Origin of the sequence: Paenibacillus phyllosphaerae, from assembly GCF_014192105.1 — a bacterium.
Taxonomy (GTDB): Bacteria; Bacillota; Bacilli; order Paenibacillales; family Paenibacillaceae; genus Paenibacillus_Z; species Paenibacillus_Z phyllosphaerae.
The window spans coordinates 635,867-658,906 of the sequence record NZ_JACHXK010000001.1 but is presented as its reverse complement, the minus strand read 5'-3'; the positions used below and the strand labels follow the sequence as shown (position 1 = coordinate 658,906).

At 56.8% G+C, this 23,040-nt stretch carries 25 protein-coding genes and 1 riboswitch; of the genes, 19 read left to right on the top strand and 6 right to left on the bottom strand.

Annotation, left to right across the window (positions count from 1 at the left end):
- Positions 1-94: 94 nt before the first annotated feature.
- On the bottom strand, positions 95-268 hold the full coding sequence (locus tag FHS18_RS02755; RefSeq protein ID WP_183596682.1) for a hypothetical protein: 174 nt from the start codon (positions 266-268) through the stop codon (positions 95-97).
- Positions 269-272: 4 nt separating this feature from the next.
- Positions 273-662 (bottom strand): YtxH domain-containing protein, encoded by a 390-nt coding sequence (locus tag FHS18_RS02750; RefSeq protein ID WP_183596679.1) that lies wholly within the window; start codon positions 660-662, stop codon positions 273-275.
- 252 nt (positions 663-914) lie between these two features.
- Here FHS18_RS02750 and FHS18_RS02745 point away from each other — a divergent pair, with 252 nt between their 5' ends.
- The 3 genes from FHS18_RS02745 (at position 915) to FHS18_RS02735 (ending at position 2,775) form a co-directional block, all read left to right on the top strand.
- Positions 915-1,079 (top strand): DUF1328 family protein, encoded by a 165-nt coding sequence (locus FHS18_RS02745; protein ID WP_183596676.1) that lies wholly within the window; start codon positions 915-917, stop codon positions 1,077-1,079.
- A gap of 59 nt (positions 1,080-1,138) precedes the next feature.
- Positions 1,139-1,543, top strand: coding sequence for a YflT domain-containing protein (locus FHS18_RS02740; RefSeq protein WP_183596673.1), 405 nt, complete (start codon positions 1,139-1,141; stop codon positions 1,541-1,543).
- Between the two features lie 146 nt (positions 1,544-1,689).
- Positions 1,690-2,775: an AI-2E family transporter gene (locus FHS18_RS02735; RefSeq protein WP_183596670.1), complete on the top strand. Its 1,086-nt coding sequence runs from the start codon at positions 1,690-1,692 to the stop codon at positions 2,773-2,775.
- A gap of 6 nt (positions 2,776-2,781) precedes the next feature.
- On the opposite strand, the gene FHS18_RS02730 is transcribed toward FHS18_RS02735, so the two are convergent.
- Positions 2,782-3,642 (bottom strand): AraC family transcriptional regulator, encoded by an 861-nt coding sequence (locus tag FHS18_RS02730; RefSeq protein WP_183596666.1) that lies wholly within the window; start codon positions 3,640-3,642, stop codon positions 2,782-2,784.
- A 199-nt stretch (positions 3,643-3,841) separates the two neighbouring features.
- On the opposite strand from FHS18_RS02730, the gene FHS18_RS02725 reads away from it, so the two are divergent.
- The 4 genes from FHS18_RS02725 (at position 3,842) to FHS18_RS02710 (ending at position 8,512) form a co-directional block, all read left to right on the top strand.
- The gene (locus tag FHS18_RS02725; protein WP_183596663.1) at positions 3,842-5,014 is read left to right on the top strand and encodes a galactokinase; all 1,173 of its coding nucleotides are present in this window, start codon (positions 3,842-3,844) and stop codon (positions 5,012-5,014) included.
- A 163-nt stretch (positions 5,015-5,177) separates the two neighbouring features.
- Positions 5,178-6,167: a UDP-glucose 4-epimerase GalE gene (gene galE / locus FHS18_RS02720; protein ID WP_183596660.1), complete on the top strand. Its 990-nt coding sequence runs from the start codon at positions 5,178-5,180 to the stop codon at positions 6,165-6,167.
- A 75-nt stretch (positions 6,168-6,242) separates the two neighbouring features.
- Positions 6,243-7,823: a UDP-glucose--hexose-1-phosphate uridylyltransferase gene (locus FHS18_RS02715; protein WP_183596657.1), complete on the top strand. Its 1,581-nt coding sequence runs from the start codon at positions 6,243-6,245 to the stop codon at positions 7,821-7,823.
- Positions 7,824-8,047: 224 nt separating this feature from the next.
- Positions 8,048-8,512: a hypothetical protein gene (locus FHS18_RS02710; RefSeq protein WP_183596656.1), complete on the top strand. Its 465-nt coding sequence runs from the start codon at positions 8,048-8,050 to the stop codon at positions 8,510-8,512.
- Positions 8,513-8,808: 296 nt separating this feature from the next.
- On the opposite strand, the gene FHS18_RS02705 is transcribed toward FHS18_RS02710, so the two are convergent.
- Complete coding sequence (locus FHS18_RS02705; RefSeq protein ID WP_183596653.1) at positions 8,809-9,033, bottom strand: DUF1128 domain-containing protein; 225 nt, start codon at positions 9,031-9,033, stop codon at positions 8,809-8,811.
- A 145-nt stretch (positions 9,034-9,178) separates the two neighbouring features.
- Between FHS18_RS02705 and yyaC the strand changes: the two genes are divergently transcribed.
- From yyaC to FHS18_RS02660, 9 genes are all read left to right on the top strand, one after another.
- Positions 9,179-9,796, top strand: a complete 618-nt coding sequence (gene yyaC / locus FHS18_RS02700; protein ID WP_183596651.1) for a spore protease YyaC — start codon at positions 9,179-9,181, stop codon at positions 9,794-9,796.
- Between the two features lie 96 nt (positions 9,797-9,892).
- Positions 9,893-10,738: an alpha/beta fold hydrolase gene (locus FHS18_RS02695; protein WP_183596648.1), complete on the top strand. Its 846-nt coding sequence runs from the start codon at positions 9,893-9,895 to the stop codon at positions 10,736-10,738.
- A 31-nt stretch (positions 10,739-10,769) separates the two neighbouring features.
- Positions 10,770-11,411, top strand: coding sequence for a DUF6483 family protein (locus FHS18_RS02690; protein ID WP_183596645.1), 642 nt, complete (start codon positions 10,770-10,772; stop codon positions 11,409-11,411).
- A 28-nt stretch (positions 11,412-11,439) separates the two neighbouring features.
- Positions 11,440-12,615: a class I SAM-dependent methyltransferase gene (locus FHS18_RS02685; RefSeq protein WP_183596643.1), complete on the top strand. Its 1,176-nt coding sequence runs from the start codon at positions 11,440-11,442 to the stop codon at positions 12,613-12,615.
- 131 nt (positions 12,616-12,746) lie between these two features.
- Positions 12,747-14,384, top strand: a complete 1,638-nt coding sequence (locus tag FHS18_RS02680) for a GGDEF domain-containing protein (RefSeq protein ID WP_183596640.1) — start codon at positions 12,747-12,749, stop codon at positions 14,382-14,384.
- Positions 14,385-14,437: 53 nt separating this feature from the next.
- Positions 14,438-15,520 (top strand): HD-GYP domain-containing protein, encoded by a 1,083-nt coding sequence (locus tag FHS18_RS02675; RefSeq protein ID WP_183596638.1) that lies wholly within the window; start codon positions 14,438-14,440, stop codon positions 15,518-15,520.
- Between the two features lie 29 nt (positions 15,521-15,549).
- Positions 15,550-15,644: riboswitch (cyclic di-GMP riboswitch) on the top strand.
- An 82-nt stretch (positions 15,645-15,726) separates the two neighbouring features.
- Positions 15,727-16,461 carry a PilZ domain-containing protein gene (locus FHS18_RS02670; RefSeq protein ID WP_183596635.1) on the top strand — a complete coding sequence of 245 codons (735 nt, stop codon included), beginning with the start codon at positions 15,727-15,729 and terminating at the stop codon, positions 16,459-16,461.
- A gap of 719 nt (positions 16,462-17,180) precedes the next feature.
- Positions 17,181-19,277, top strand: coding sequence for an O-antigen ligase family protein (locus FHS18_RS02665; protein ID WP_183596632.1), 2,097 nt, complete (start codon positions 17,181-17,183; stop codon positions 19,275-19,277).
- 208 nt (positions 19,278-19,485) lie between these two features.
- A complete protein-coding gene (locus tag FHS18_RS02660; RefSeq protein ID WP_183596629.1) occupies positions 19,486-19,842 on the top strand; it encodes a hypothetical protein in 357 nt (118 codons plus the stop codon).
- Between the two features lie 84 nt (positions 19,843-19,926).
- Here the strand turns inward: FHS18_RS02660 and FHS18_RS02655 are convergent, their stop codons facing one another.
- Positions 19,927-20,244, bottom strand: coding sequence for a dehydrogenase (locus tag FHS18_RS02655; RefSeq protein ID WP_183596626.1), 318 nt, complete (start codon positions 20,242-20,244; stop codon positions 19,927-19,929).
- 72 nt (positions 20,245-20,316) lie between these two features.
- Entirely contained in the window at positions 20,317-20,775 is a 459-nt protein-coding gene (locus tag FHS18_RS02650; RefSeq protein WP_183596623.1) for a cupredoxin domain-containing protein, read from the bottom strand.
- Between the two features lie 315 nt (positions 20,776-21,090).
- Between FHS18_RS02650 and uptA the strand changes: the two genes are divergently transcribed.
- The 3 genes from uptA (at position 21,091) to FHS18_RS02635 (ending at position 23,027) form a co-directional block, all read left to right on the top strand.
- Positions 21,091-21,699: an undecaprenyl phosphate transporter UptA gene (gene uptA, locus FHS18_RS02645; RefSeq protein WP_183596620.1), complete on the top strand. Its 609-nt coding sequence runs from the start codon at positions 21,091-21,093 to the stop codon at positions 21,697-21,699.
- Between the two features lie 120 nt (positions 21,700-21,819).
- Complete coding sequence (locus FHS18_RS02640) at positions 21,820-22,386, top strand: thioredoxin family protein (RefSeq protein WP_183596618.1); 567 nt, start codon at positions 21,820-21,822, stop codon at positions 22,384-22,386.
- A gap of 2 nt (positions 22,387-22,388) precedes the next feature.
- Positions 22,389-23,027: an MBL fold metallo-hydrolase gene (locus tag FHS18_RS02635; RefSeq protein WP_183596615.1), complete on the top strand. Its 639-nt coding sequence runs from the start codon at positions 22,389-22,391 to the stop codon at positions 23,025-23,027.
- The last annotated feature ends 13 nt before the right edge of the window (positions 23,028-23,040 follow it).

Here is a 23,040-nt window from a genome sequence, read left to right as displayed (position 1 = left end):
ATTACTTTTTTATACCCGTAATTACACAAGCCGATTCTCCGTTCAGACAAAAAAGAAGACGACCCGATTATCCGGGCCGTCTCCTATCACTCCGCTATTCCTGCTTCGGATCGGGTACCAGCCCGTCCTCTTCCAGCTCCTGATTCGTCCGCATCCGCTCCATATCGTGGCCTAGCCGCTTCAGATCGTCCAGATCCTGGACCATCGAGCCGTTCTGCGCCGTCTCGACCGGCGTGGAAGCGCGGCCGGCCTGCCCGGCCCTGTTCACCGGATTAGGATTGGTAAGCAGGGGTGGGGGTAGTGGGACTGCTGCTCCCATTGGCCAAGCTATGGCCGGAATCGGATTTCTTCGCCGAAGCTTCGTCCGTTTCCTCCGCATCTTTTTTCATCTGCTGGAATGTGCCGGCTGTCGTATCTGCGACCGTGGAGACTTTCTCCGCCGCCAGTTTACCGATCTCATTCACGCGTACTCTTGCCTCGCTCGCCTTATCCTTCGCTTGGGACGCCAGTGCGGTAGCGCGCTCACGGGCTGCCGCCGTCAGATCCGACGATTTCTGCATGAGGGATTCTCTCATGTCCTTACCTGTCTTCGGTGTCAGAAGAAGAGCTGTCACCGCACCTACAGCACCACCAATAAGAATACCTTTGATTGCGTTCGCCATTGTTCGTCACTCCTTGTATCAGGTTTGGATGAAGCGTGTTTCCGATAGAGACGTTGTGTACTGTGCTACGCCTTCATGTCCTATCTATAACCATCGCCGGACAAGGTTGAAACCCGCTGCCAGGGAGAAAAACGCGCGTCGACCGATGGCGTTTCAGCGGGGTTGCCAGTGGTGTATAAGCTCAATAGGACGGCGCAGACAAGCTGCAGCCGGCGATTCTAAGGTCGCTACTAACAGAAAGGCGGGATTAACATGCTAGGATGGGCATTGTTATTTTTAGTCATCGCCCTCGCTGCGGGAATAACCGGATTTTTCTGGCTTGCTTCGGCAGCGGCGGCAATCGCGAAAGTGTTGTTCTTCATCTTTATTATCTTGTTCATCGTATCGCTGATCTTCGGCGGACGAAGACGAGCCTGATGAGGGCAGCGTCACGGAATAAATTCGAATTTCGATTTTTCTTTAGGAGGAACTCGCATATGGCTACGAATTTGACGACGCAGACGAACGTGCATACCGTCGATACGCTGCAGGAAGCGAAGGCGCAAGTAGATCGGTTTGTGGCGCAGGGGTATACGAAAGACCAGCTGTTCGTGCTGGCGCATGACAAAGACCGCACGGAGCGGCTGGTAGAGGAGACGGATACGGAGCGCATCGGCCTCGAGGAAGAGGGCGTTATGACGGCGGCGGCGAATCTGTTCCGTTCACGCGGCATGGAGCTGCGGGCCAAAATGCAGTCCGTCGGCATCCGCGCCGAAGAGGCCGAGCGTCTGGAGAAGGAGCTCGACCGGGACAAGATCGTCGTGATCGCCTGGGGCGGCAAGCCTTACGGCGACGATGATTACGATCCGGCGATTATGTTCTATCCGCCGTTCATCGTTTAAGGCAGGACGACACGAGGAGACCGTTCCCGACAAGGACGGTCTTCTTGCTTTTGAATTACATATCGGTTATCGCCAGCTATCGATAGGGTGTCGTTACAAATCCCTTTCAGCGTGAGCGAGAGACCAAGGGAAGGAGGGCATACGACATGTTGGTGCCCAATCGTTTCTTAAGAACGTGCTTGAATGTCATTGCGCTCTTGCTCATCATTTATCTGGCCTCGAAGGTCAGCTTCTTGCTGAATCCGCTCCAGACGATCTTCAACATTCTGATCGTGCCGTTCATGCTGGCCGGTTTCTTCTACTATCTGATGCGCCCGATCGTGCAGTACTTGATCGCCCACAAGATGAACCGTTTCGTGGCGATATTGTTCCTCTATCTGCTGCTCGGCGCGCTGACCGCCATATTCTTCATGCTCGTCTGGCCGACGCTGCTGCGGCAGGTCGAATATTTTACCAAGGGAGCGCCGCAGTTAATTGAAGGGTTCCAGCGCCAAATGGGAGAGCTCCAGCAGAGCAGCCTGTTCTCCTCTCTCACGACCAACGTGCCGGATATATCGACGGAGGTGACCGAGTACTTCAGCCAAGCCGTTACGTCTGCCTCGAACTATGCGAGCGGGATCGTGAACGCGGTGACGAGCTTCGTCATCGTGGTGACGACGGTGCCGTTCATTCTGTACTACATGCTGAAGGACGGGAGGACGCTGCCGCATTCGCTGCTCTCGATCGTGCCGCGCCGTTACCAGGCCGACGGCAAGGAGGTGCTCCACGAGATCGATCAGGCGCTCAGCAGCTTCATCGTCGGGCGGATGCTCATTACGTTCCTGCTCGGTCTGATGATGTTCATCGGTTTCCTCATCATCGGTCTGCCTTATGCGCTGCTCGTGACGGTCGTAGCCGCGGTGCTGAATCTCATCCCGTATCTCGGTCCGATCCTCGGCGGCATTCCCGCGGTCATCGTCGCTTTCACCGAGTCGCCTACGATGGTCGTCTGGGCGCTCGTCGTCATGATCGCCGCGCAGCAGATCGAGAATAACGTGCTGTCGCCGCTCATCTATGGCAAAAAGATGCATGTTCATCCGCTGACGACCATTCTGTTGCTCTTGGTAGCTGGCGAATGCGCAGGCATTCTCGGCATCATCCTTTGCATTCCCGTCTATATCGTGGCCAAAATTATCCTCGTCCGCATCTACCGGCTGTTCCTCGCCGAGAAGGTGGAGGAGCTAGTGGAATAGAACGCCTTACACCAGCTTCATCGATTCGCGGTACGCGCTGGGCGACATGGCATAGAACCGGCGGAATTGCTTGGAAAAATAAAGCGGGTCGGCAAAACCTGCCGACGCGGCAATCTGCTCGATCGTCAGCTCCGGCCGCTCCCGGAGCAGCTGGCGCGCCTTATCGATGCGGAACTTCAGCAGGAACGTCACCGGGGTCATGCCGGTGCGCTGCTTGAACAGCCGGGACAGATACGCGCGGTTGTAACCGAGCGTATCGGCCATCATCTCGATCGAGACCGGCTCCGCATATTGGGTCGAGAGGTAGCGGATGATCTGCGCGACGAGCGCCTCGCCGTCGTCGCTGCCCCGGTCCAGCTGGCCGCTCGTCTCCTGCACGGCCGCGCCGAATTCGGCGAACAGCAGCTGCAGATAGGCGGACGCCCGCATATGCGCGAAGCTGCCGCCGATCCGGAATACGCGCTCGATGCTGCGGAACAGCACGCCGATCCGGCGGTTCGGGCCAGTGTTGACGCATGGGCTGCCCGGCGTCAGATGCGCGGCGAGTGTCAGATCAGCCGCCTGCTTGCCCTCGAAGGCGATCCAGCGGTAGCGCCACGGGTCTGCCTCGTCCGAGGCGTAGCTGATCAGCTGCTCGGGACGGATGAGGAACGTCTCGCCCGACTGGAGCGGGTAAGTGGCGTCCCCGACGGTAAAGCTGCCTTTGCCGGACAGCACATGATGCATGAGATAGAAATCGTAGACCTTCGGCCCGATCCGGTGCCCAGGTCTTGTTTGGCTTTCGCCGGAGAATAATACGTATAAATCGCCATGCTCATTCGGCACGGGATTGGAGACGACCGAGTAGCTGAATTCGCGCTGTGTCATAGTAGAATTCCCTCGCTTGCAACCGTAATAGATTACATGTATTGTAGCACATTCGGCGGTAAGGCGAAGAATGATCCGATCATAAAGTCACATTTCTCCATGTGTGATGCACTTCCCGCCATTTTGTTTGATCCGGCCATCCGCTATACTAGCATTACAAGCAGGACCAAATCTGCACCTACAGGAAAGAGGTCACGACATGGCAAACATTCAAGAGCTTACACAGCGATTCATAGACATCTACGGCGGCACGCAGGACGGCTTGGCCGTATTCCATGCCCCAGGCCGCGTGAATTTGATCGGCGAACACGTCGACTACAACGGCGGTTACGTGTTCCCGGCGGCACTGACGTTCGGCACGACGCTGCTCGTTCGTCCGCGCCACGACCAAGTGCTCGGCTTCGCCTCCACGAACTTCGAACTGCGTAAGGAGCTGCCGCTCTCGCCGGTTGTCTTCGATGAAGCGGACGACTGGATGAACTATCCGAAGGGCATCGTCGCGACGCTGCAGCAGCAAGGCAAAACATGGAACCATGGCTTCGACATGCTGTTCCATGGCGAGATCCCGAACGGCGCAGGCCTTTCCTCCTCCGCATCGATCGAAGTGGTTACGGCTTACGCGCTGCTGAACCTCGGCGGATACGAGACGAACACGGTCGACATCGCGGTCTTGTCGCAGAAGTCCGAGAACGAGTTCAACGGCGTGAAATGCGGCATCATGGACCAGTTCGCGGTAGCCAACGGCAAGAAGGATCATGCGATTCTGCTCATGTGCGACACGCTCGAATACGATCTGGTTCCGTTCCAATCCGGCAGCTACAAGCTGGTCATCGGCAACACGAACAAGCGCCGCGGACTGGTCGACTCGGCTTACAACGAGCGCCGCAGCCAATGCGAGCAGGCGGTCGAAGAGCTGAAGCCGGCATTCCCGGGCCTGACGCTGCTCGGTCAGCTGTCCCTGGAAGACTTCAACGCCAATGCGCACCTTATTAAGGAAGACATCGTCCGCGACCGCGCGCGCCATGTTATTGAAGAGATCGACCGCGTGAAGCGTTCCATCGAAGTGCTGAAGGCGAATGACCTGGTGGCGTTCGGCGAACTGATGAACGGTTCCCATGATTCGCTCCGCGATCTGTACGAGGTCACCGGCGCCGAGCTGGACGCGATGGTTGCGGCGGCGCGCCAAGTACCGGGCGTACTCGGCTCCCGCATGACGGGCGCAGGCTTCGGCGGCTGTACCGTCTCGCTCGTGCATGAAGATTCGATCGAGGCCTTCAAGGAGCAGGTCGGCAAGCAGTACACCGAAGCAACCGGACTTGTACCGGACTTCTACGTCTGCTCGATCGGCAACGGCGTCGAGCGTCTCGTATAAGCGAGAGCGAACCTGGCGATTTAGCACGAAATACACTTAGCAGCGGCATCAGCGGATGCTATAATTTGTAAGTTGGGCGCTTGTCCGATCAAGATCAGATGCTTGAGCGCGAGATGCGCGTCCGACTGCAGATATAAATATAGGAAGACGGGAGAGATTAACAATGGCAGTATTGGTAACTGGAGGCGCAGGGTATATTGGTTCGCACGCGGTAGCGGCGCTGCTCGAGCGCGGAGAAGAGATCGTCATCGTTGACAACTTGCAGCAAGGCCATCGCGACGCGATTCTGGGCGGCAAACTGTATGTGGGCGATCTGCGCGACAGCGAGTTCCTCGATACGGTATTCCAAGAGAACGAGATCGACGCGGTTATTCACTTCGCGGCTAACTCGCTCGTAGGCGAGAGCATGAAGGATCCGGGCAAATACTATCACAATAACGTGTACGGCACGCTGTGCCTGCTCGAATCGATGAATAAATACGGCGTGAAGAAAATCGTCTTCTCCTCGACGGCGGCTACTTACGGCGAGCCTGAGAGCGTGCCGATCAAAGAAACGGACCGCACGCTGCCAACGAACACGTACGGCGAGACGAAGCTGGCGATGGAGAAAATGATGAAGTGGTTCGATACCGCTTATGACATCAAATACGTCTCCCTGCGCTACTTCAATGCGGCGGGCGCGCATGCCAGCGGCAAAATCGGCGAAGACCACAGCCCCGAGACGCACCTGATCCCGCTCGTGCTTCAGACGGCGCTCGGCCAGCGCGCGCACATCTCGGTGTTCGGCGACGACTATCCGACGGAAGACGGCACTTGCATCCGCGACTACATCCACGTCAGCGATCTGGCTGACGCGCACGTGCTGGCGGTCGACCGTCTGCGCAAAGGCGGCGACAGCGCCGTATACAACCTTGGCAACGGCACCGGCTTCTCCGTGAAGCAGGTTATCGACATCGCGCGCCAGGTGACGGGCCGCGAGATCCCGGCTGTCGTCGAAGCGCGCCGCGCCGGCGATCCGGCAACGCTGGTCGCATCGAGCGAAGGCGCACGCACGGAGCTGGGCTGGAATCCGACGCGCAATAAGCTGGAAGACATCATTAGCAGCGCATGGGCATGGCACTTGGCTAACCCGGCCGGCTATAACGATAAGTAACACGAATGTAGGCGGCGGGCACTCGCATCCATGATGAGCGCCCTAACGCTGCCGTCTGAAAGGGGCAGAATACTTATGACAGAACAACATCAGACGACCGGAGCACGCGAGGCGCTCATCCTGATCGAGAGGCTCGTTCAATTCGCCGGGCAGAATGCGATGGTGGATCCGCTCGATACGTACGCGGCACGCAATGCGCTGCTGGACCTGTTCAAGTTCACGGAGAGCCATGACGGGGTAGTAGAGGAAGAGAAACTCGACAGCCCGGTAGAGCTGCTCGAGCAGCTGCTCGATTACGGCGCGTCGATTGGTCTCATTCCGGACAATACGACGACTTACCGCGATCTGCTTGACGCCCGCATTATGGGGCTGCTCATGCCGCGTCCTTCCGAGACCGTACAGGCGTTCAAGCGTACGGCGCAGGAGCACGGCATCTCGGCGGCGACGGATGCTTTCTATAAGCTCAATATCGACTCGAACTACATCCGCATGGACCGGATCAAGAAGAATCAATATTGGGAGCAGCCGACCGAATACGGCAATCTGGAGATCACGATCAATCTCTCGAAGCCCGAGAAGGATCCCAAGGAGATTGCGCTCTTGAAGACGATGGCGCCGAGCCATTATCCGAAGTGCCTGCTCTGCATCGAGAATCTCGGTTATGCCGGCCGCGCGGATCATCCGGCCCGCCAGAATATCCGCGTGGTGCCGCTCCAGCTGCAAGGCGAGGGCTGGTACTTCCAATATTCGCCGTACGTGTATTACAACGAGCACAGCATCGTCTTCAACAGCCAGCATGTACCGATGCGGATCACGCCGACGTCTTTCGCGCGTCTGCTTGATTTCGTCGAGCAATACCCGCATTACTTCATCGGTTCGAATGCCGATCTGCCGATCGTCGGCGGTTCGATCCTGAACCATGACCACTTCCAGGCGGGACGCCATACGTTCCCGATGGAGACGGCGCCTGCCGATGCGGTATTCGCGAATCCGTCGAAGCCGGGCGTGCGCTACAGCATCGTGGCTTGGCCGATGTCGGTCGTGCGCTTGAACGCCGCGAGCAAGACCGATCTGCTCGCGGCAGCCGACGAGATGCTTAGCGCTTGGCGCGCGTACAGCGACGCGGAAGCGGACGTCTTCGCCTTCACGGAGCAAGAAGGCAGCGAGCCGATTCCGCACAATACGATTACGCCGATCGCCAGGCTGAAGGATAACGGCGAGTATGAGCTGGATCTCGTGCTGCGCAACAACCGGACGAGCGACGAGCATCCGGACGGTATTTTCCACCCGCATCAGCATCTGCACCACATCAAGAAGGAGAATATCGGCCTGATCGAAGTCATGGGTCTGGCGGTGCTGCCAGGTCGCCTGAAGACGGAACTGTCGTCGATCGCGGCGTATCTGACCGGCGCATCCGCGTATTCGACGGAAGCGGTGGCAAGCGGCGAGCTGAGCAAGCATGCCGAGTGGATCGGCGGCATGGTCGCGGCGCACGGCACTTCCTTGAGCGAAGAGCAAGCGGCAGCCGTTCTGCGTGACGAAGTCGGCCGCAAATTCCTCGACGTGCTCAAGGATGCGGGCGTCTACAAGCGTACGCCGGAAGGCCAGGCGGCATTCGCCCGGTTCCTGACGTCGCTCGGATTGACGGCGCAATAATCGAGCCATAATCGTGATAACCTATACGGTCCTGCTTGTTCCGATTGCTTCGGTTCATGCGGGACTGTGTTCTTTTGAACCGATTTTCATGGTGGAACAGCATTTAGAAAAATTGCAATATTAAAAATAAATAAATAATGGAATTTATTTATAAAAAAAATAAAGGATTATGGTTACTGTATAGCGAATAACGAGGGACAAGGTAATTCCGAGGAGGGGTTTAAGTGACGATTGCGATTTGTCCGCTCGATGACTTCCTTAGATTGACGGCAGATGAGCAGGTTGAGAAGCTAAAGCAGTACAAGATTGACTACACGCTGAAGGACATCCGTGAGGTATGGGGCTTCAAGCATTCCGCGCAGTATTACATGCTGCTGAAGAAGCTTAGAATCTATGAGCGCGTGGTGAACAAGTCCGACAAGTTTTACCCGGAGCAACTGTTGCCTTCGCGCGGCGGCTACGACACGGGCTACACGTATGCGGCAAGCGGGCGTCGTGCGCCAGCCGACCAGTTCGTGTATGAGCTGAATGTGTCGCTTAGCGGTCCGGAGCTGGCAGATAAGCTCGAGCGGCTCGCCCATTTCTTGCGCGGCGAACAGAAGAATGTCACGATCAAGCTTTCGATCTCGGGGGATACGCTTACAGGCGACGAGACAGAGGACGAATTGCTGCAAGAAGACGCTTTATAATTTTACACCTTGACGCTTTAGCGAGACAACGCATTTATGCTTTAAGTTGGGAACTTTTAGACGCACCACAGCTTTAAATCGACCGGGCCGACCGGAGCTAGCATAAAGTCTCATTTGCCACCCTCCTTCTTGGCCCTTCGCATCCGGGCATTCATTATCAACCTTAAGAGGCGTTTTCCATCATGACGAGGAAGATGCCTCTTTGCGTTATTCGCGGTGCTGCCGCTCAAGCCGAAGGCTCTTCATCGAGAAAAAGCGCCCGCACCTTATGGTGCGAACGCTTCTTGGAGTCCGTTCTATTTGCGCAGCTGGCCGATTTCCGACACGAGCGCTTCTACTTCGCTGATGCTGAACTTATCCTTGCTGGCAATGATGTCATAAATATCCTTGATATCCTCGTAGCGGGCGATATCGAAGTTGGAAGCTTGCATCGCTGCGCCGGAGGCCATCCGAAGCTTCATTTTGATCTCTTCGATCATATATTCCACGTTCTCGGCAGTTGCTTCGCTTAAGTTTCTCATCCGTGACACATCCTTTGGACATAAATTGGCTGTACGTATTGTACCACGGTGGGGCATGAGCCTGCCACATCAGGATATAGGCATCGTTATTTGTGACGACAGCGCAAGTTCGAGTACAATATGGGGTAGGGAGGTAGATGCAGCCATGGGAAGCCGGACCAGATCCGACCGCCATCGGGACAAAGAAACAACGCCCTGGCAGCGCGCTAATGGCGAGCAGCTGCAGCAATTCCTTCATCGCATCGCCCTGCAGGTACCCAGCATGGATCAGCTTGCCGTCGTATGCATCGGGACGGACCGATCGACCGGAGACAGCTTCGGCCCGTGGGTCGGCACGATTCTCGCGGAGCTCGGCTGGCCGCTCGTTATCGGCACCTTGGCGGCGCCCTGCGACGCGGAGCATTACGAGGCGATGATCGCGGGCATCCCGGAGAACAAGACCATTATGGCCATCGACGCCAGCCTTGGCCGGCCGGACGCCGTAGGCGGTTTTCTAATTGCGGAAGGACCATTGTACCCGGCAAGAGCCACGGGAGGCAGCCTGGCGCCAATCGGCCATTATAGCATTGCGGGCGTTGTTGGGCCGCATAGCCCAAGAGCCTATTGGAGTCTGCAGCGCGCTTCGCTCTATCAGATTATCCGGATGGCCAAGCAGGCCGCGGCGGCATTCTGCGAGGCTTGGGACCAAGAACAGCCGCGGAACGAACGCTGTGTGGATAGGATTGGAAGCGATCCGGCGGCGCTTGTCCGATTCATCCGCTAACAAGTAGGGTGAATGAAGAATACATAAACGCTTTGCTTATAGAGGTTTTTTTGGAACACGCACGCACGATAAAAACCGGTGAAGGACGTGGATGATATGACTTCGATTACACTAGCCAACCGACAGCTGGAACTTCCGAACGGACAACGTATCGCCTATTACGATTCGGGCGAAGTGGAAGGCATTGTGCCGCAAGGCACAGCGGTCATTCTGCTGCACGGCTTCTGCGGCAGTTCGGCATACTGGGAAGAGGTGCTACCCTACATTAACAAGCTCGGCCGTATCGTCATCCCGGATCTTCGCGGCCATGGGATGAGCTCGGCGCCTCAGGATGAGACGTACGAGATGGAGGCGTTCGCGGATGACCTGAACCAGCTGATCGGCCAGCTTGGCCTGGATCAGATCTGCTTGTTCGGCCACTCGCTTGGCGGCTATGTGTCGCTTGCTTTCGCGGAGAAGCATGCAGACAAGCTAAAGTCGTTCAGCCTCGTCCATTCGACTTCCTTGCCGGACAGCGCGCAGGCGAAGGTCGGACGGGATAAAGCGATAGCGACCATCAACGAGAGCGGTATCGGCGCTTTCGTCGAAGGCCTCGTGCCGAAGCTTTTTGCCCCTGACCATCTGGAGGGCTTGAAGGATAAGGTTGCGCGCATCAAGAAGATCGGCGAGGCGACATCGCCTGCCGGCGCTGCCGCTACGGCGCTCGGGATGAAGAACCGGATGGACCGCCGCAGCGTGCTCGAGAATCTGAAGGTGCCGCGCTTGCTCATTGCCGGATCCGAAGATGGCGTCATTCCGGCGCAGAACACGTTTACGTCCGAGGGGACCAATGTATCGCAGGTACTGCTGAGCGGTTCGGGCCATATGAGTATGGTCGAGTCTCCATCGGAGCTGGGGAACCGGATCGTGGCGTTCGTCCGTCATATGTACGTAAAAATCTAATGGCTTGACCGATGGGAGAGGTACGGGAGCGATGTTTCAACGCGATTATTTCATGCGCATGATCGAGCAGATCGGCGAAGTCAGCGGCGTGCTGCTCGGACTGCGCAAAGAGAAGAAGCAGCAAGAGGCGCTTCAATTCATCGACGAGCAGCTCGACAAGCTGTTCCGGATGAATGGCAAGCTGATCCGCTCGTTGTCGGATACGGATCTGATCAAGATGATGTCCCGCAACGGCGTGGTCGAGACCGCGAATGTGCAAAGTATCGCCCTGCTCCTGAAGGAGGAGGGCGATCTGCATGAAGAGATGGAGGATCCGGAGGCGGCTTACGCGTCCCGATTGAAGTCGCTTCATCTGTTCGCCCGGATGGCGCTGCTCGATGCGCAGCCGCTCGTCAAGCCCGCCGCGGAGATGACGATGGAGCTGCTGCAGACGCTTCGCCAGTATGAGCTGCCTAGCCAGACGAAGCTCTTGATGGCGGAGTTCTATGAAGGGGAGCGCCGCTACGACAAGGCGGAAGATATGAATTATGAGCTTATGGAGGATGGCGTGCTTCCCGCAGAAGAGATGGGCGAGTTCTATAGGCGGCTGCTGCTGCTGCCGGAGGACATCTTGACCGCGGGCGGCCTGCCGCGGGACGAAGTTAGCGACGGCTTGAGCCGTCTGAAGCTATAGTACATAGAGGAGCTGAAAGAGAAGCAACATGGAACAATGGCAGAATGAAATCCAGCAAGCAATCGAGACCGGAACCTTGAAGCAGGCGACGTTCAGTCAGCTGAAGCGCAAGGACGGCGATACGCCGGGCAAGACCGCGATCCGTCCGATCGAGCTGCGCGGCAGCCGGTATTACCAATTCGAATTTCATTACCCTACCAAAGTGACGCATGAGAACGTACCGGAGACGGAAGCGGCCGCTCGCATGACCGCATGGCTTACGGATCATTACCGTCAGGCGCTGCTCAAGACGAGCGAGGCGGACATTCAGATCCTGTTCAACAAGAAAGGCAAAGCCGCCGTCCTGAATAAGCCGTCGACCGCCAAATCCGACGCGCAGCCGCTAAGCCATAACCGCCAGAAGCAGCGCATTCTGCAGGAAGGGACCGTTGCGCCGTTCCTGGTCGAGCTCGGCATTATGACGCGGGACGGACAAGTCATCGCCAAGAAGCAGGATAAGTACCGCCAGATCAACCGCTTCCTGGAGATGGTGACCGACGTGCTGTCCGAACTGCCGGAAGGACGGGAGATCCGGATCGTTGATTTTGGCTGCGGCAAATCGTATCTGACCTTCGCGTTATATCATTTGCTTGCCGTCGAGCAGCAGCGCCAAATCTCGGTCGTCGGCCTTGATCTGAAGGCAGACGTTATCGCGTTCTGCACGGAGCTCGCCGAGAAGCTGGGTTACGATAAGCTGAAGTTCCAGGTCGGGGATATTGCGGATTACAACGAACAGAGCGCGGTGGATATGGTCGTGACGCTGCACGCGTGCGATACGGCTACCGATGCGGCGCTCGCCAAAGCCGTCGGCTGGGGAGCTTCCGTTATTCTGTCGGTCCCTTGCTGTCAGCATGAGCTGTTCAAGCAAGTGAAGAACGATATGCTGAAGCCGCTGCTCTCCCACGGGCTCTTGAAGGAGCGGTTCACGGCGCTGGCCACCGATGCGGTACGCGCGCAGCTGCTGGAGGTCATTGGCTACAAGGTCCAGATGCTTGAGTTCATCGACCCTGAGCATACGCCGAAAAATATGCTGATCCGGGCGACTTTGGGAGGGTCCAAAGACTCATCCCGTAAATGGGAGGAATATGTGGCCTTCCGCGACGGGTTGCATCTTTCGCCCTATCTGGAGAAAGCGCTCGCTAATCGGCTGGAACAGTTCAAGTAGGCGATAATCGGATGATGTTGTACTCCGTGTCCAATAACTGACAAGAATATTGTCTGCTAAATAAACGCTGTGATAGAATGAATGGGTACAGTTAGTCCTAGATCGATTTAATGATTATCAGGTTGATAGGAATGATGACAGTGGGACTGATGGCATGGATCAACCTGGGCTTGTTTCTCGTTTTATTTGCAATGTTCATTCATATTCTCACCCACAGCGTCATCACCGTTCTGCACAAGACTTACTTGCTTTTTCACTTCTGTTTGATGCTTTGGCCGCTTGGCCAATTCGCCGCCAGTATAACGGACTCCGCTCAGACGCAACAGTTTCATCTCACCTTATCGTATGTTGGCTTGTCCTTGGTCGGCTACGGCTGGCTTATGTTCGCCTTGTCGCTCACCGGGCACATTGAGGGTATGAGGCGCCGGGTAATGCTATTGCTATGCTTGCCGGCGCTTGCCGTGGCGATCGGATTCTCCTGGGCGTTCGAAGGGCACTTCGACATGCTGCTCTGGACGATGCAGCTTGAGCTTTTCGTTTATGCGTTTGGTTCCTTGGCGCTGCTGATCGATGCTTATCGCAAGGTTAGCGCCGTTCGGGAACGGCAGCGGATTGGCATGGCGATTACGGGCCTTCTTATTCTGATCGCGTTCGGACTGCTGGAATTGACGGTCAATATTCTGCTTAGGCAGCATTTTCCGTCTATTCCGGGCATTTTAACGGTCGGATCGGTCGTATCCTGCAGTTATTTCATGCTCATGATCGAGAAACGGGGGCTGCTCGACATCCTTCGGATCGCCCAACAAGACGTGTTCGATACGATCTCGACGGGTCTGATCGTGCTCGACGACGAGGATTACGTGCTGGAGAAGAACCAGTCGGTTCTTCCTTTTATGCGACAGGATGAGCAAGGACGCTTCGATCTTGAACGGCTGTTGTCTGAGGCGCTACATGGCGAGGAGCAGGAGTCATTCCTGGCTGCTTACCGGTCCGATCCTCCCAAGCGGGCCAGCACGGAGCTTACGTTGCTCGGCGATCATGGGAGAGCGGTGCATCTGCTAATCGATCAAGCCCCTGTCGTTGTCGCGCGGAGGCGGATCGGGAGAGTTATAACCGTTCATGATGTCACGCAGATGAGACAGCTAATCGATGAGACGCACATGCAGAATGAGCAGCTGATGGATCGTAACCGGGAACTTATCCGGATGCAGGACGAGTTGTTCGCAGCCAATCGCCAATTGGAGCAGCTGGCTGTGACGGATAGTCTCACCGGCTGCTATAACCGCCGCTACCTGATGGAACATATGGAGCGGGAAGTTATGGCTAACAGCCGTTATGGGATCGCTTACTCGCTATTCCTGTTCGATATCGACTTGTTCAAGTCGGTGAATGACGTTCATGGCCATGTGATCGGCGATGAGGTCATTCGTTCAACGGCGGAGATCGTGCGGAATACGCTCAGGCGGACGGATACGCTGGCACGTTACGGCGGCGAGGAATTCGCTGTCTACTTGCCTCATACAGGCGCCTCGCAGGCGGATATGCTGGCACAGCGGATTCGGACAGCGGTGGAGAATAATGAAATTAACATGGGCAACGGCGAGGACAGCATCGGGGTTACGATCAGCATCGGCGTGTTAACGATTGAGCCGTTGCATGGATCGGGCATTAACGATCCGAAGCGCTATGTGGAGGCGCTGTTCGCCAAGGCGGACGAAGCACTCTATCGGGCTAAAGGAGAAGGTCGCAACCGGGTTGTCAATTTATAAGTTTTTTCATGCAGGCGGCACAATGAAAGTTACCTTTAAAGGCGGAGTAAACGATGAGAAGAGCGCATATATCCTCAGTTAAACCGGGTGACAAGCTGGGACGCGCCATTTTTCAGGAGAATGGCAATGTGCTGCTTGGAGACGGCGTGGAACTGACCCAACGATTCATTGATCGCCTCACCAACATGGGGATCGATATGGTGTACATAGAAGATCCGTTTACCGAGGATCTGGAGCCATCGAATGCGATTTCCGACGAGACGCGGAAGAAGGCGATCAGTACAGTCCATAAGACGATGACTTCGCTCATGGATGCGCCGACGACGCGGGGAAGGGCGATTGCGCCGGAGATGGGACGAACCTTCCGGAACGTATTCGGCCAGCTGCTGAACGATCTGGCAGCGCGCGAGGAACTTCTCGTCAGTCTGACGAATATTCAGGCGACGGATGCTTATCTGTTCAACCACTCGGTGAACGTAGCGATTCTGGCCGGCATTATGGGCGTGGCGAAGGGATATAACCGCAACCAGCTGGAGGAGCTTGGCGTCGGAGCTTTGCTGTTCGACATCGGGATGACCCAGATGCCGAAGGAGCTGCTCGGCAAGACGTCGCCGATCACGCAGGAAGAGCGGGCCGTTATTGAGAAGCACGCGGAGGATGGCTTTAATCTGCTTCGCTCGCAGCACGATATCTCCTTGTTGTCCGCGCACTGCGCATTCCAGCATCACGAACGGTTCGACGGCAGCGGCTATCCGCGCAAGATCAAGGGCAGCGAGATTCATGAATATGCCCAGATCGTGGCGATCGCGGACGTCTATGACGCGCTGACCTCGCCAAGACCGCATCGCCGGAGATATACGCCGACCGAAGCGATCGAGTTCCTGTTCGCGGCCGGGGGCACGTTCTTCGATGTGAATCTGATCAAAATGTTCTGCCAGCATATCTCGATTTACCCGATCGCAACGACGGTGCTGCTCAGCACAGGGCAAATCGCGGTCGTCTGCCGGAATAACATGCTTGCGGTTCATCGCCCGACGGTACGTATTCTGCGGGAGCCGGATGGCAATCCGCCGGCTGCGCCATACGAGATCGAGTTAAAAGATACGCACAATCTGATGATTGTGAAAGAAGTGTAGGTTCGTCACGGGAATCATAACAATTGCATGCATGACAAAGGCAAACTCGTCGAAAGGCGGGGACGCAAAGCTACAGGGTCTAAGGTTCACGGGAATGGTGAACGACGACAGCCTGGCTGCCGAACGCGAGGGCATCCGTCCACAGGATGACGAAGTCGGCTCTAGGAATGAAGCGGCTTTTTTATTTTGTGCACGGAGGTCTCATCATGATGAAATCAACGAGAAACGCTCGCGATACCGGCGTCTACGGCGCTAATAATACGACGTATCCCATTCAAGCATTGCTGCACAGCCGGACTGTAGTGGAGAAGGACGGCTATGTGGCGACAGGCATGCTCACGCATATTGAAGGCGAGATTATCGAGGTCGAGATGTCCGAGTTCAAGACGTTCGAGCTGGGCGATCCGGTTCATCTGACCGTCTACGCGCCTGTCGGCATTCAGCGCCTGCACTCCACGGTTATCGGCAAAGCGGACGGGGCGCTGGCCGTCCTGCTCCCGCCGCGGGCATTCGGCGGACTCGAAGAGAAACGCGAAGCCGGCAGGGTCGATGTGCACCATAAAGGCACGCTGCTGCAGGTGTTGGCCCGGGACGTAGTGCTCAAATCAGGCGAGACCGAGCGCGTCGAGCTGGAAGAGTGGGTGCCGATCGTCATCCGCAACATCTCGGTCACGGGCGTCGGAATGGAAGTAAGCGAACATTCGGAGCTTGCGCCGGCCGACCTCTACACGGTGAAGCTGGACCTTGGCTTCGAGCTAGTGTGCGAGCTTGAGATCGTGCGCCGCGACAGCAGCAGCGGCCAAACCTTCTACGGCGCGCGATTCAACGGTCTGGACGACTTGCAGACACGCAAGCTGCGCGCCTTCTTTATCCGGGAGCAGATCGGCGCGTATTATAGAAGCAAGGCCCAGAAGATCAAACAACGGAACTTCTCCAGTTAATCCAATCAAGCGGTGGCGCCAATGCGCTCACCGCTTTTTTTGGTTACAATGGGATTAAAAGGGGCAGAGCGTGGGAGTCATGATTCGCAGTAAGCGTGTCCACAAAGTGGACGTCAAGCGGGAGTCAGTTCATAGTAGCGCCCCAAGCGCCTACGCACCGAGTTTCAGCCCAAGAAAAGTCAGCGTGTCCGCGAAGCGGACGTCAAGCGAGTCCAAGCTCATAGCTGCGCCCCAGACGCCAACGCACCGAGTATCCGCCCAAGAAAAGTAAGCGTGTCCACGCAGTGGACGTCAAGCGAGGACACGCACACAGCTGCGCCCCAAGCGCCAATTCACCGAGTTTCCGCCCAAGAAAAGTCAGCGTGTCCACGAAGTGGACGTCAAGCGAGGACAAGCACATAGCTGCGCCCAAGCGCTCAACGTAACACGTCTCCACCCCAAGGCACCAAAGCCGCGGACGAAGCTCGAACAAAAGCTTTGTCCGCACGCTGGAATGGAGCATGTTGACATGCGAATCATTCCCCTCGAGGGACAACGCGAGCCCACGCCGAAAGGACACATCGAAGACGGCCGCGTACCGAGCCTCGCCTGTTCCCGGGTGTCCAGAGGGACGGGGCCCTCTGGTTCCCCTCCGATGGAGGGGGAAGGGGGAGGCGAAGAGAACGAATGGGCTTGGGCGGAGCCCAAAAAGGCCTTTGGCTATAGAAAGGAGGTTCACATTGTCGCTAGCCGCCATATGGCTTACCGCACTTATAATAATCGTGTCCTATCGAATGGGCATGTTTTTCGACAGCGCCTTCTTCTACTGGGAAGGCTTCATGGCAATAACGCCGTTGGCCTCCATAGGCACAGCATGGGGGCTGCGGAAGCTTCGCGGAATGCGCAGCGGCGCTGCGGCCGCAAGGGGCGACGATCCCGATTGGCGCCGCATTCCGCTGGCCGCGTACGGCCTGTTCGCGATCGCAATCTGCTACGGGCTATCGCTGCTCGGCCATCCGGCTTCGCGGGAGGGGACGATCGAGCAAGCGCTGCGTTATACGGCGTATGGCGCTTTTCTGTGGACAGGCTTCTTCTGGTTTGCCGGTCGAGAGCGGCCGGGGCATGAGCAACGGAGGAAGTGGATTCCCCGCCGTACGGTATGGCTGGCAGTCATGCAACTGTCAGGGCTGTTTGTACTCGGAGGGGCGCTTGCCGGCTGGATGGGATGGCTGCACTTTCCGAATCTGATCATGGTAACGGAGGATGCGGAGCTGTCGGCTTCCGGCGCGCGGCTCGCCGGCTTCGTCCAATATCCGAACACGCTCGGGGCGCTGGCGGCGGCTTACTTGCTATGCCAGTGGCGGCTGATGGCGTATGCCCGAACGAAAGCCGAATTCCTCGTCCCCAGCGCGATGTCTACGCTTAGCGGCCTTGTATTGCTGCTCACCGAATCGCGCGGTGCATGGATCGCAGCGCTGCTCGGTTGGCTGCTTGCCTTCGTCTTCATCGGCAGAAAGTCCATCTCCAGATGGCTGGTGTTCAGCGGAGTATCGCTCATCGGGATCGGCGTCGTTTATCGGATTGCCTTGCCTGCTGTGGCGGTAGACCGTCCCGCTACGCTGCCTGGCAGCAAGGCCGCCGATTGGCAATTGATCCTCCTCTGGCTCGCGGGTCTGCTCGTCTTAATTGGATTATTTGTGGCCATTCAACGTCTCGAGCCCAAGCTTCGAATTTGGCAGGCCGCCATCTTCTGGGGGATGTCCTCCGCAGCCGCCATCGCGATATTGCCGCGCGTCGCTTCCGGCCGGTTGGAGGGCCATTATGATACGGCCGCAGCGCGCACCTTGTTCTATTGGGACAGCCTTAAGCTGATTAGCGAGGCGCCTCTGTTCGGCAGAGGCGGCGATACGTGGCGCATGTTGTTCCGGCAGATCCAATCCCAGCCTTATGTCGGCAATGAGGTGCATAGCGGATATTTGGACATCGTGCTCGATCTCGGGATTGTCGGTGCCTGCGTATTCCTGCTCGTCCTCGCGGCCCTGCTGCTGCGGGTGTGGCGATGCGACCGTTCCGGACTGATCCCGATCGGCGTGTTATTGCTTCATGCCGGCGTCGACTTTGATCTGTCTTATGGCTGTTACTGGCTCATCCTGATCGGATTCATCGTGATGCATGCGAGTGATGATGGGCATAGCCAACTTCAACAATCGCATAGTCCTAGTCCTATCCGCGTAACGCGAGCGAAATCCGTCTGCGCGATCGCCGCGCTCATCCTGCTCTTCGTCTCAGCGCTTGGAAGCTGGAGGCTGGATGAAGCGAATACGCTGTATGAGACGTCCTCAACCGCGGCAGACGAACAGCACAAGGAACAGCTGCTGCGCGAAGCGCTGGAACGCAATCCGAATTTGACGCAGGCCCGGCTCGATCTGGCCGAACTGATTCCTCTGCCTAGCAGAGAGGCGCTGCTACTTGCCGGGTTGAGCAGGGAGCCGGATTCGCCGAGGCTGTTGTTCGCGCTAGGGAAAGCTGCGGCTGCTCAGGGGCAGGTACCGCAAGCGGTGGCGTGGATGGAGGAGGCGCTGAGGCTGGACCGTTATCATGCCGAACGTCAGACGAAGGCCGTGTCAGCCATGGTGGAACTTGCCATTGCGAGCGCGAAAGAGGGGAAGCGGGAGGCCGCAATCCAAGCGGCGCAAGCAGCGGTTGCAATGGATAAACGATATGCGCAGCTTACGGAGGAGCCGCTCCGCGTGAACGGGAGGCGCTTCGAGCGGACGGAGGAAGCGGAGGAAGCTGCGGCGCGCAGCAGCGAGCTGTTGCAGCGGTTGGCGCCTTAAGAGACCGCTTTTCCCATCAGCCGAGGCACTTTCTCGCGCGAGAACATAGGGCATCCTCTCGACGACGGGTAACATCCTCCCGAAGCTGCCATCTTTATTCCACGTGCCCGGCTTCCTTTGCAAAATAGGTATCCGAATCAGTCGCTTTGTCCAATCCGCTCGCGAATCTTGGCATACGCTGAAGATAAACGTGAGAGGAGTGAAAGAGATGGCATCCACGAAAGTAAGACCGAAGCTGAACGCACCGAGCAAGGGTAAAGTCCTCAAGACCAGAACGCCCCTCGTAAAACGGTTACAGACGGGTCCTTACCTGAATCGTTTGACGGTGCTCTGGGTTCAGACCAACGGCGTTACGTTCAACACAACCGGGTTCTTCGCTCGTGTATTCCGCGGCAACACACTGATCGCAACAGCGTTCTTCGATAGGTTCGGCGTCGTTCAGTTTGCGAACATCGGCACATTGACGACCGCGAATCTCACGGTTCGTATCTTCAACTCGCAGGGCGTCCAGTTCCGCTCGCGCAGTATCCCGGCCGGATCGGAAGCATTCGCGGTTATCGGCTAAACCCGCGAGTCAGGCTCCGGCTAGAAAACACAAAAACAGCAGTGCGGCTCACGGCGGAGCTGTACTGCTGTTTTGCTGCGCGTATTAACCGCCGAAGGCGTCGCGGAACGCGATCTGCAGCTTCTCGCGGTCGACCTCCCACAGCTCGGCGATCTCGGCGGAGACGTTCTCGTCCCACCAGTCGGCAAGCTTGCGGCGGTTGCTCTGGTTCTCGGAGATCCAGATAAGGTTCGCGGCAACCTTCTTGAAGTACAATTTTTCGGCAGCCTCAAGCTTCTCCTTGGGAAGGTAGATCCCCAGCCGCTTGGCGGTCCGGTACAGCTCGTTATCGCAGGCGCGTCTGATTTTCCGCGCGGTAGGGTAGCCAGATTGATGCTTTTGCTTCGGGGTAGTGGATTTCATGATGACCGACTCCTCTCTACCCCTATATATGCGAGTACCCACCGGGCTGTCACATAGCGGAAGCGGCAGACGTTATTGGACGGAGATGTAGCCGACCATCGGCCCGTTCTGCTCCGGCGTCGTATGCGTGAGGCAGACGATTTGGTAGATGCCTTTTTGCTCGGCCTTGAAACGAACGACGGTCGTTTTGCCTTTCGACACCGTACCCTTCACATCAAGCCCCTCAATGACAAAAGGATGGTCCTGCCCGCTGATCCCCGTAATTCGGAGTTCCACCTCTTCGCCGGCTTTGACCGGCAGCGACCCAGGGAACCAGCCATACGCTTCGATCATCTTGCCGTCGGGGGAGCGGGACTCGAATTCGCCTGTCACCATCTGATACACCTTCACGCCCGGAGCGGGGTCGGCTGAGCCCATGGCAGCCTGCGATTGCTGATTCCATTTCAGACACGCGGCGGCAACGAGCAAGAGGAGCAGAACCAGCGTGGCGATGCGGACATGCTTTTTGGTAATGACCAGGAATTTCGTCATGCAACCTGCACCTGCTTTCGTCGTATTTTACTACGGCTAGTCTATGCACAGGCTTGTCATGGCATGTCTATCTATTGGGCTGGAATCTTAATTGTTCAGAGCGATACGGTGAGCAGGCTTAGAATGTCCGCGAATGAAACGCACCAAGCCTAGAGGTTGGAGCCCGGCAGACGTTTTCCCTCGATACGGATGGAATAAGATGACAAAAGTGTCACGAAGCTGTACGTAAGGCTTATGGAGGCATGTCAGCAGTTGTGCTAGAATACCGATAGAGAGAAGAAAAATGCCAAAAATTTGTATGATGGGAGACGGAGAATGGATTGGATTCACGAGCTGGCGACGACTGCCCTGCATTGGATTGAGGGGCTAGGGTATTGGGGCATTATTATCGGTCTTGGGATCGAGGTTATTCCGAGTGAAATCGTTCTGTCGTATGGCGGCTATTTGGTCTACCAGGACAAGATCACGTTCCTGGGAGCTGTTATCTGCGGTACGATCGGCGCTGTTCTGCAGCAGTGGATACTATACGCCATCGGGCGATACGCAGGCAGGCCATTCTTCGAGAAGTACGGCAAATTCATTAAGATTACACCGAAGCATCTGGATAAAGCGGAGGGCTGGTTCAACCGGTACGGCTCCGGCATCGTATTCACCGCGCGTTTCGTGCCTGTTATGAGACAAGCGATTTCCATCCCGGCCGGCATGGCGAGAATGAATTTCTGGCTCTTCACCGGTCTGACGACGGCAGCCTCCATTCCGTGGGCCATCCTGTTCGTCTATCTGGGATCGACCTTGGGCGACCAATGGGAGAACATCGACGAGAAGGCGGGCCAGTACGTACAGCCGGCAATCTTGATCGCTATCGCGCTGCTTGTCGTGTACGTCCTGTACAAGGTGCTGCGCAAACGCGGCAAGACGGTTTAATTTGGTGGAACAGGCTTCCTTTGATACAATAAAGAGAGTAAGACTCAAGCTTGTTCGCTAGCGATTCGCGAGTGGACACGGCGTCATTCTATTCGATCCTCAAGGAGGTTGCTTGAATCTATGAGCAAGAATGTAGCGTCCAAATTAGGCAAAGGCATTAGCCCGCAGCAATTTATCGATACGATGACGAAGAATAAGGAAGCGTTCGTCGATTGGTCGAACCGCTTCGAATGGCAAGACGAATCGGACCAGCGCTTCTTCGAAGGGCTGAACAGCCGCGACGATCTGCGCGTGCTTATCCTAATGGCGGATTGGTGCGGCGACGTCGTCCGCAACGTACCGGTCGTGTTCAAGGCGCTCGAAGTCACGGGCATTCCTACGGAAGTGCTCGTTATGGAGGAGCATCTCGATACGATGGATGAGTTCTTGACGATGGGCGGACGCTCAATTCCGATCGTCATCATCGCCGACGCAAGCGGACAGGTGCTGGCGCAATGGGGACCGCGCCCGGCGCATGTACAGGAAGCGATGATTGCTTTCAAGCAGGCGAATCCGGACCGTGAGGCCGCAGACTACCAGGAGAAGCTGGGAGAGACGCGCCAAGAGATGGGACGCCGCTACGGCGAAGGCACTGGATATCAACAGACGATCGTGAAAGAGCTGCGCGAGCTGCTGGCGAGTATCTGATCATGAGTTTACATATCGACACCTTCAGTCTAGGCCCCCTGCAGACGAATTGTTATTTGGTTACCGAAACGAATGAAAACCGCGCCTTCATTATCGATCCGGGCATGGGTCCGAAACGCCTCTTGGAGCGGATCAAGGATCGCGGCCTTACGATTGAGGCGATCGTGCTCACGCATGCGCATTTCGACCATATGGGCGGCGTAGAGGAAGTGCGCAAGGCGTTCGGTTGTCCGGTCTATCTTCACGATCTGGAAGCGGATTGGCTGACCGATGCGAAGAAGAACGGTTCGACGCGCTGGCCGGACGTGACCGGTCCGCTGACGACGGAGCCGGCCGAATTCGCGCTGGCGGAAGGCCAACAGCTGACGCTGATCGGCCATACGTTCCAGGTGCTGCATACGCCGGGGCATTCGCCAGGCAGCGTGAGCATCGTGAGCGGCGAGCATCTGTTCAGCGGCGACGTGCTGTTCCGCCAGTCCGTCGGACGCACCGATCTGCCCGGCGGCCGCGAGCGGGATCTTTTCGATTCCATTCGCACCAAGCTGTATAAACTGGCGCCTAACACGCGCGTATATCCCGGCCATGGCCCGCAAACGACGATCGGCTTCGAGATGGCAAACAACCCTTATGTCCCGGCTTAAGTCCGGGGATAAG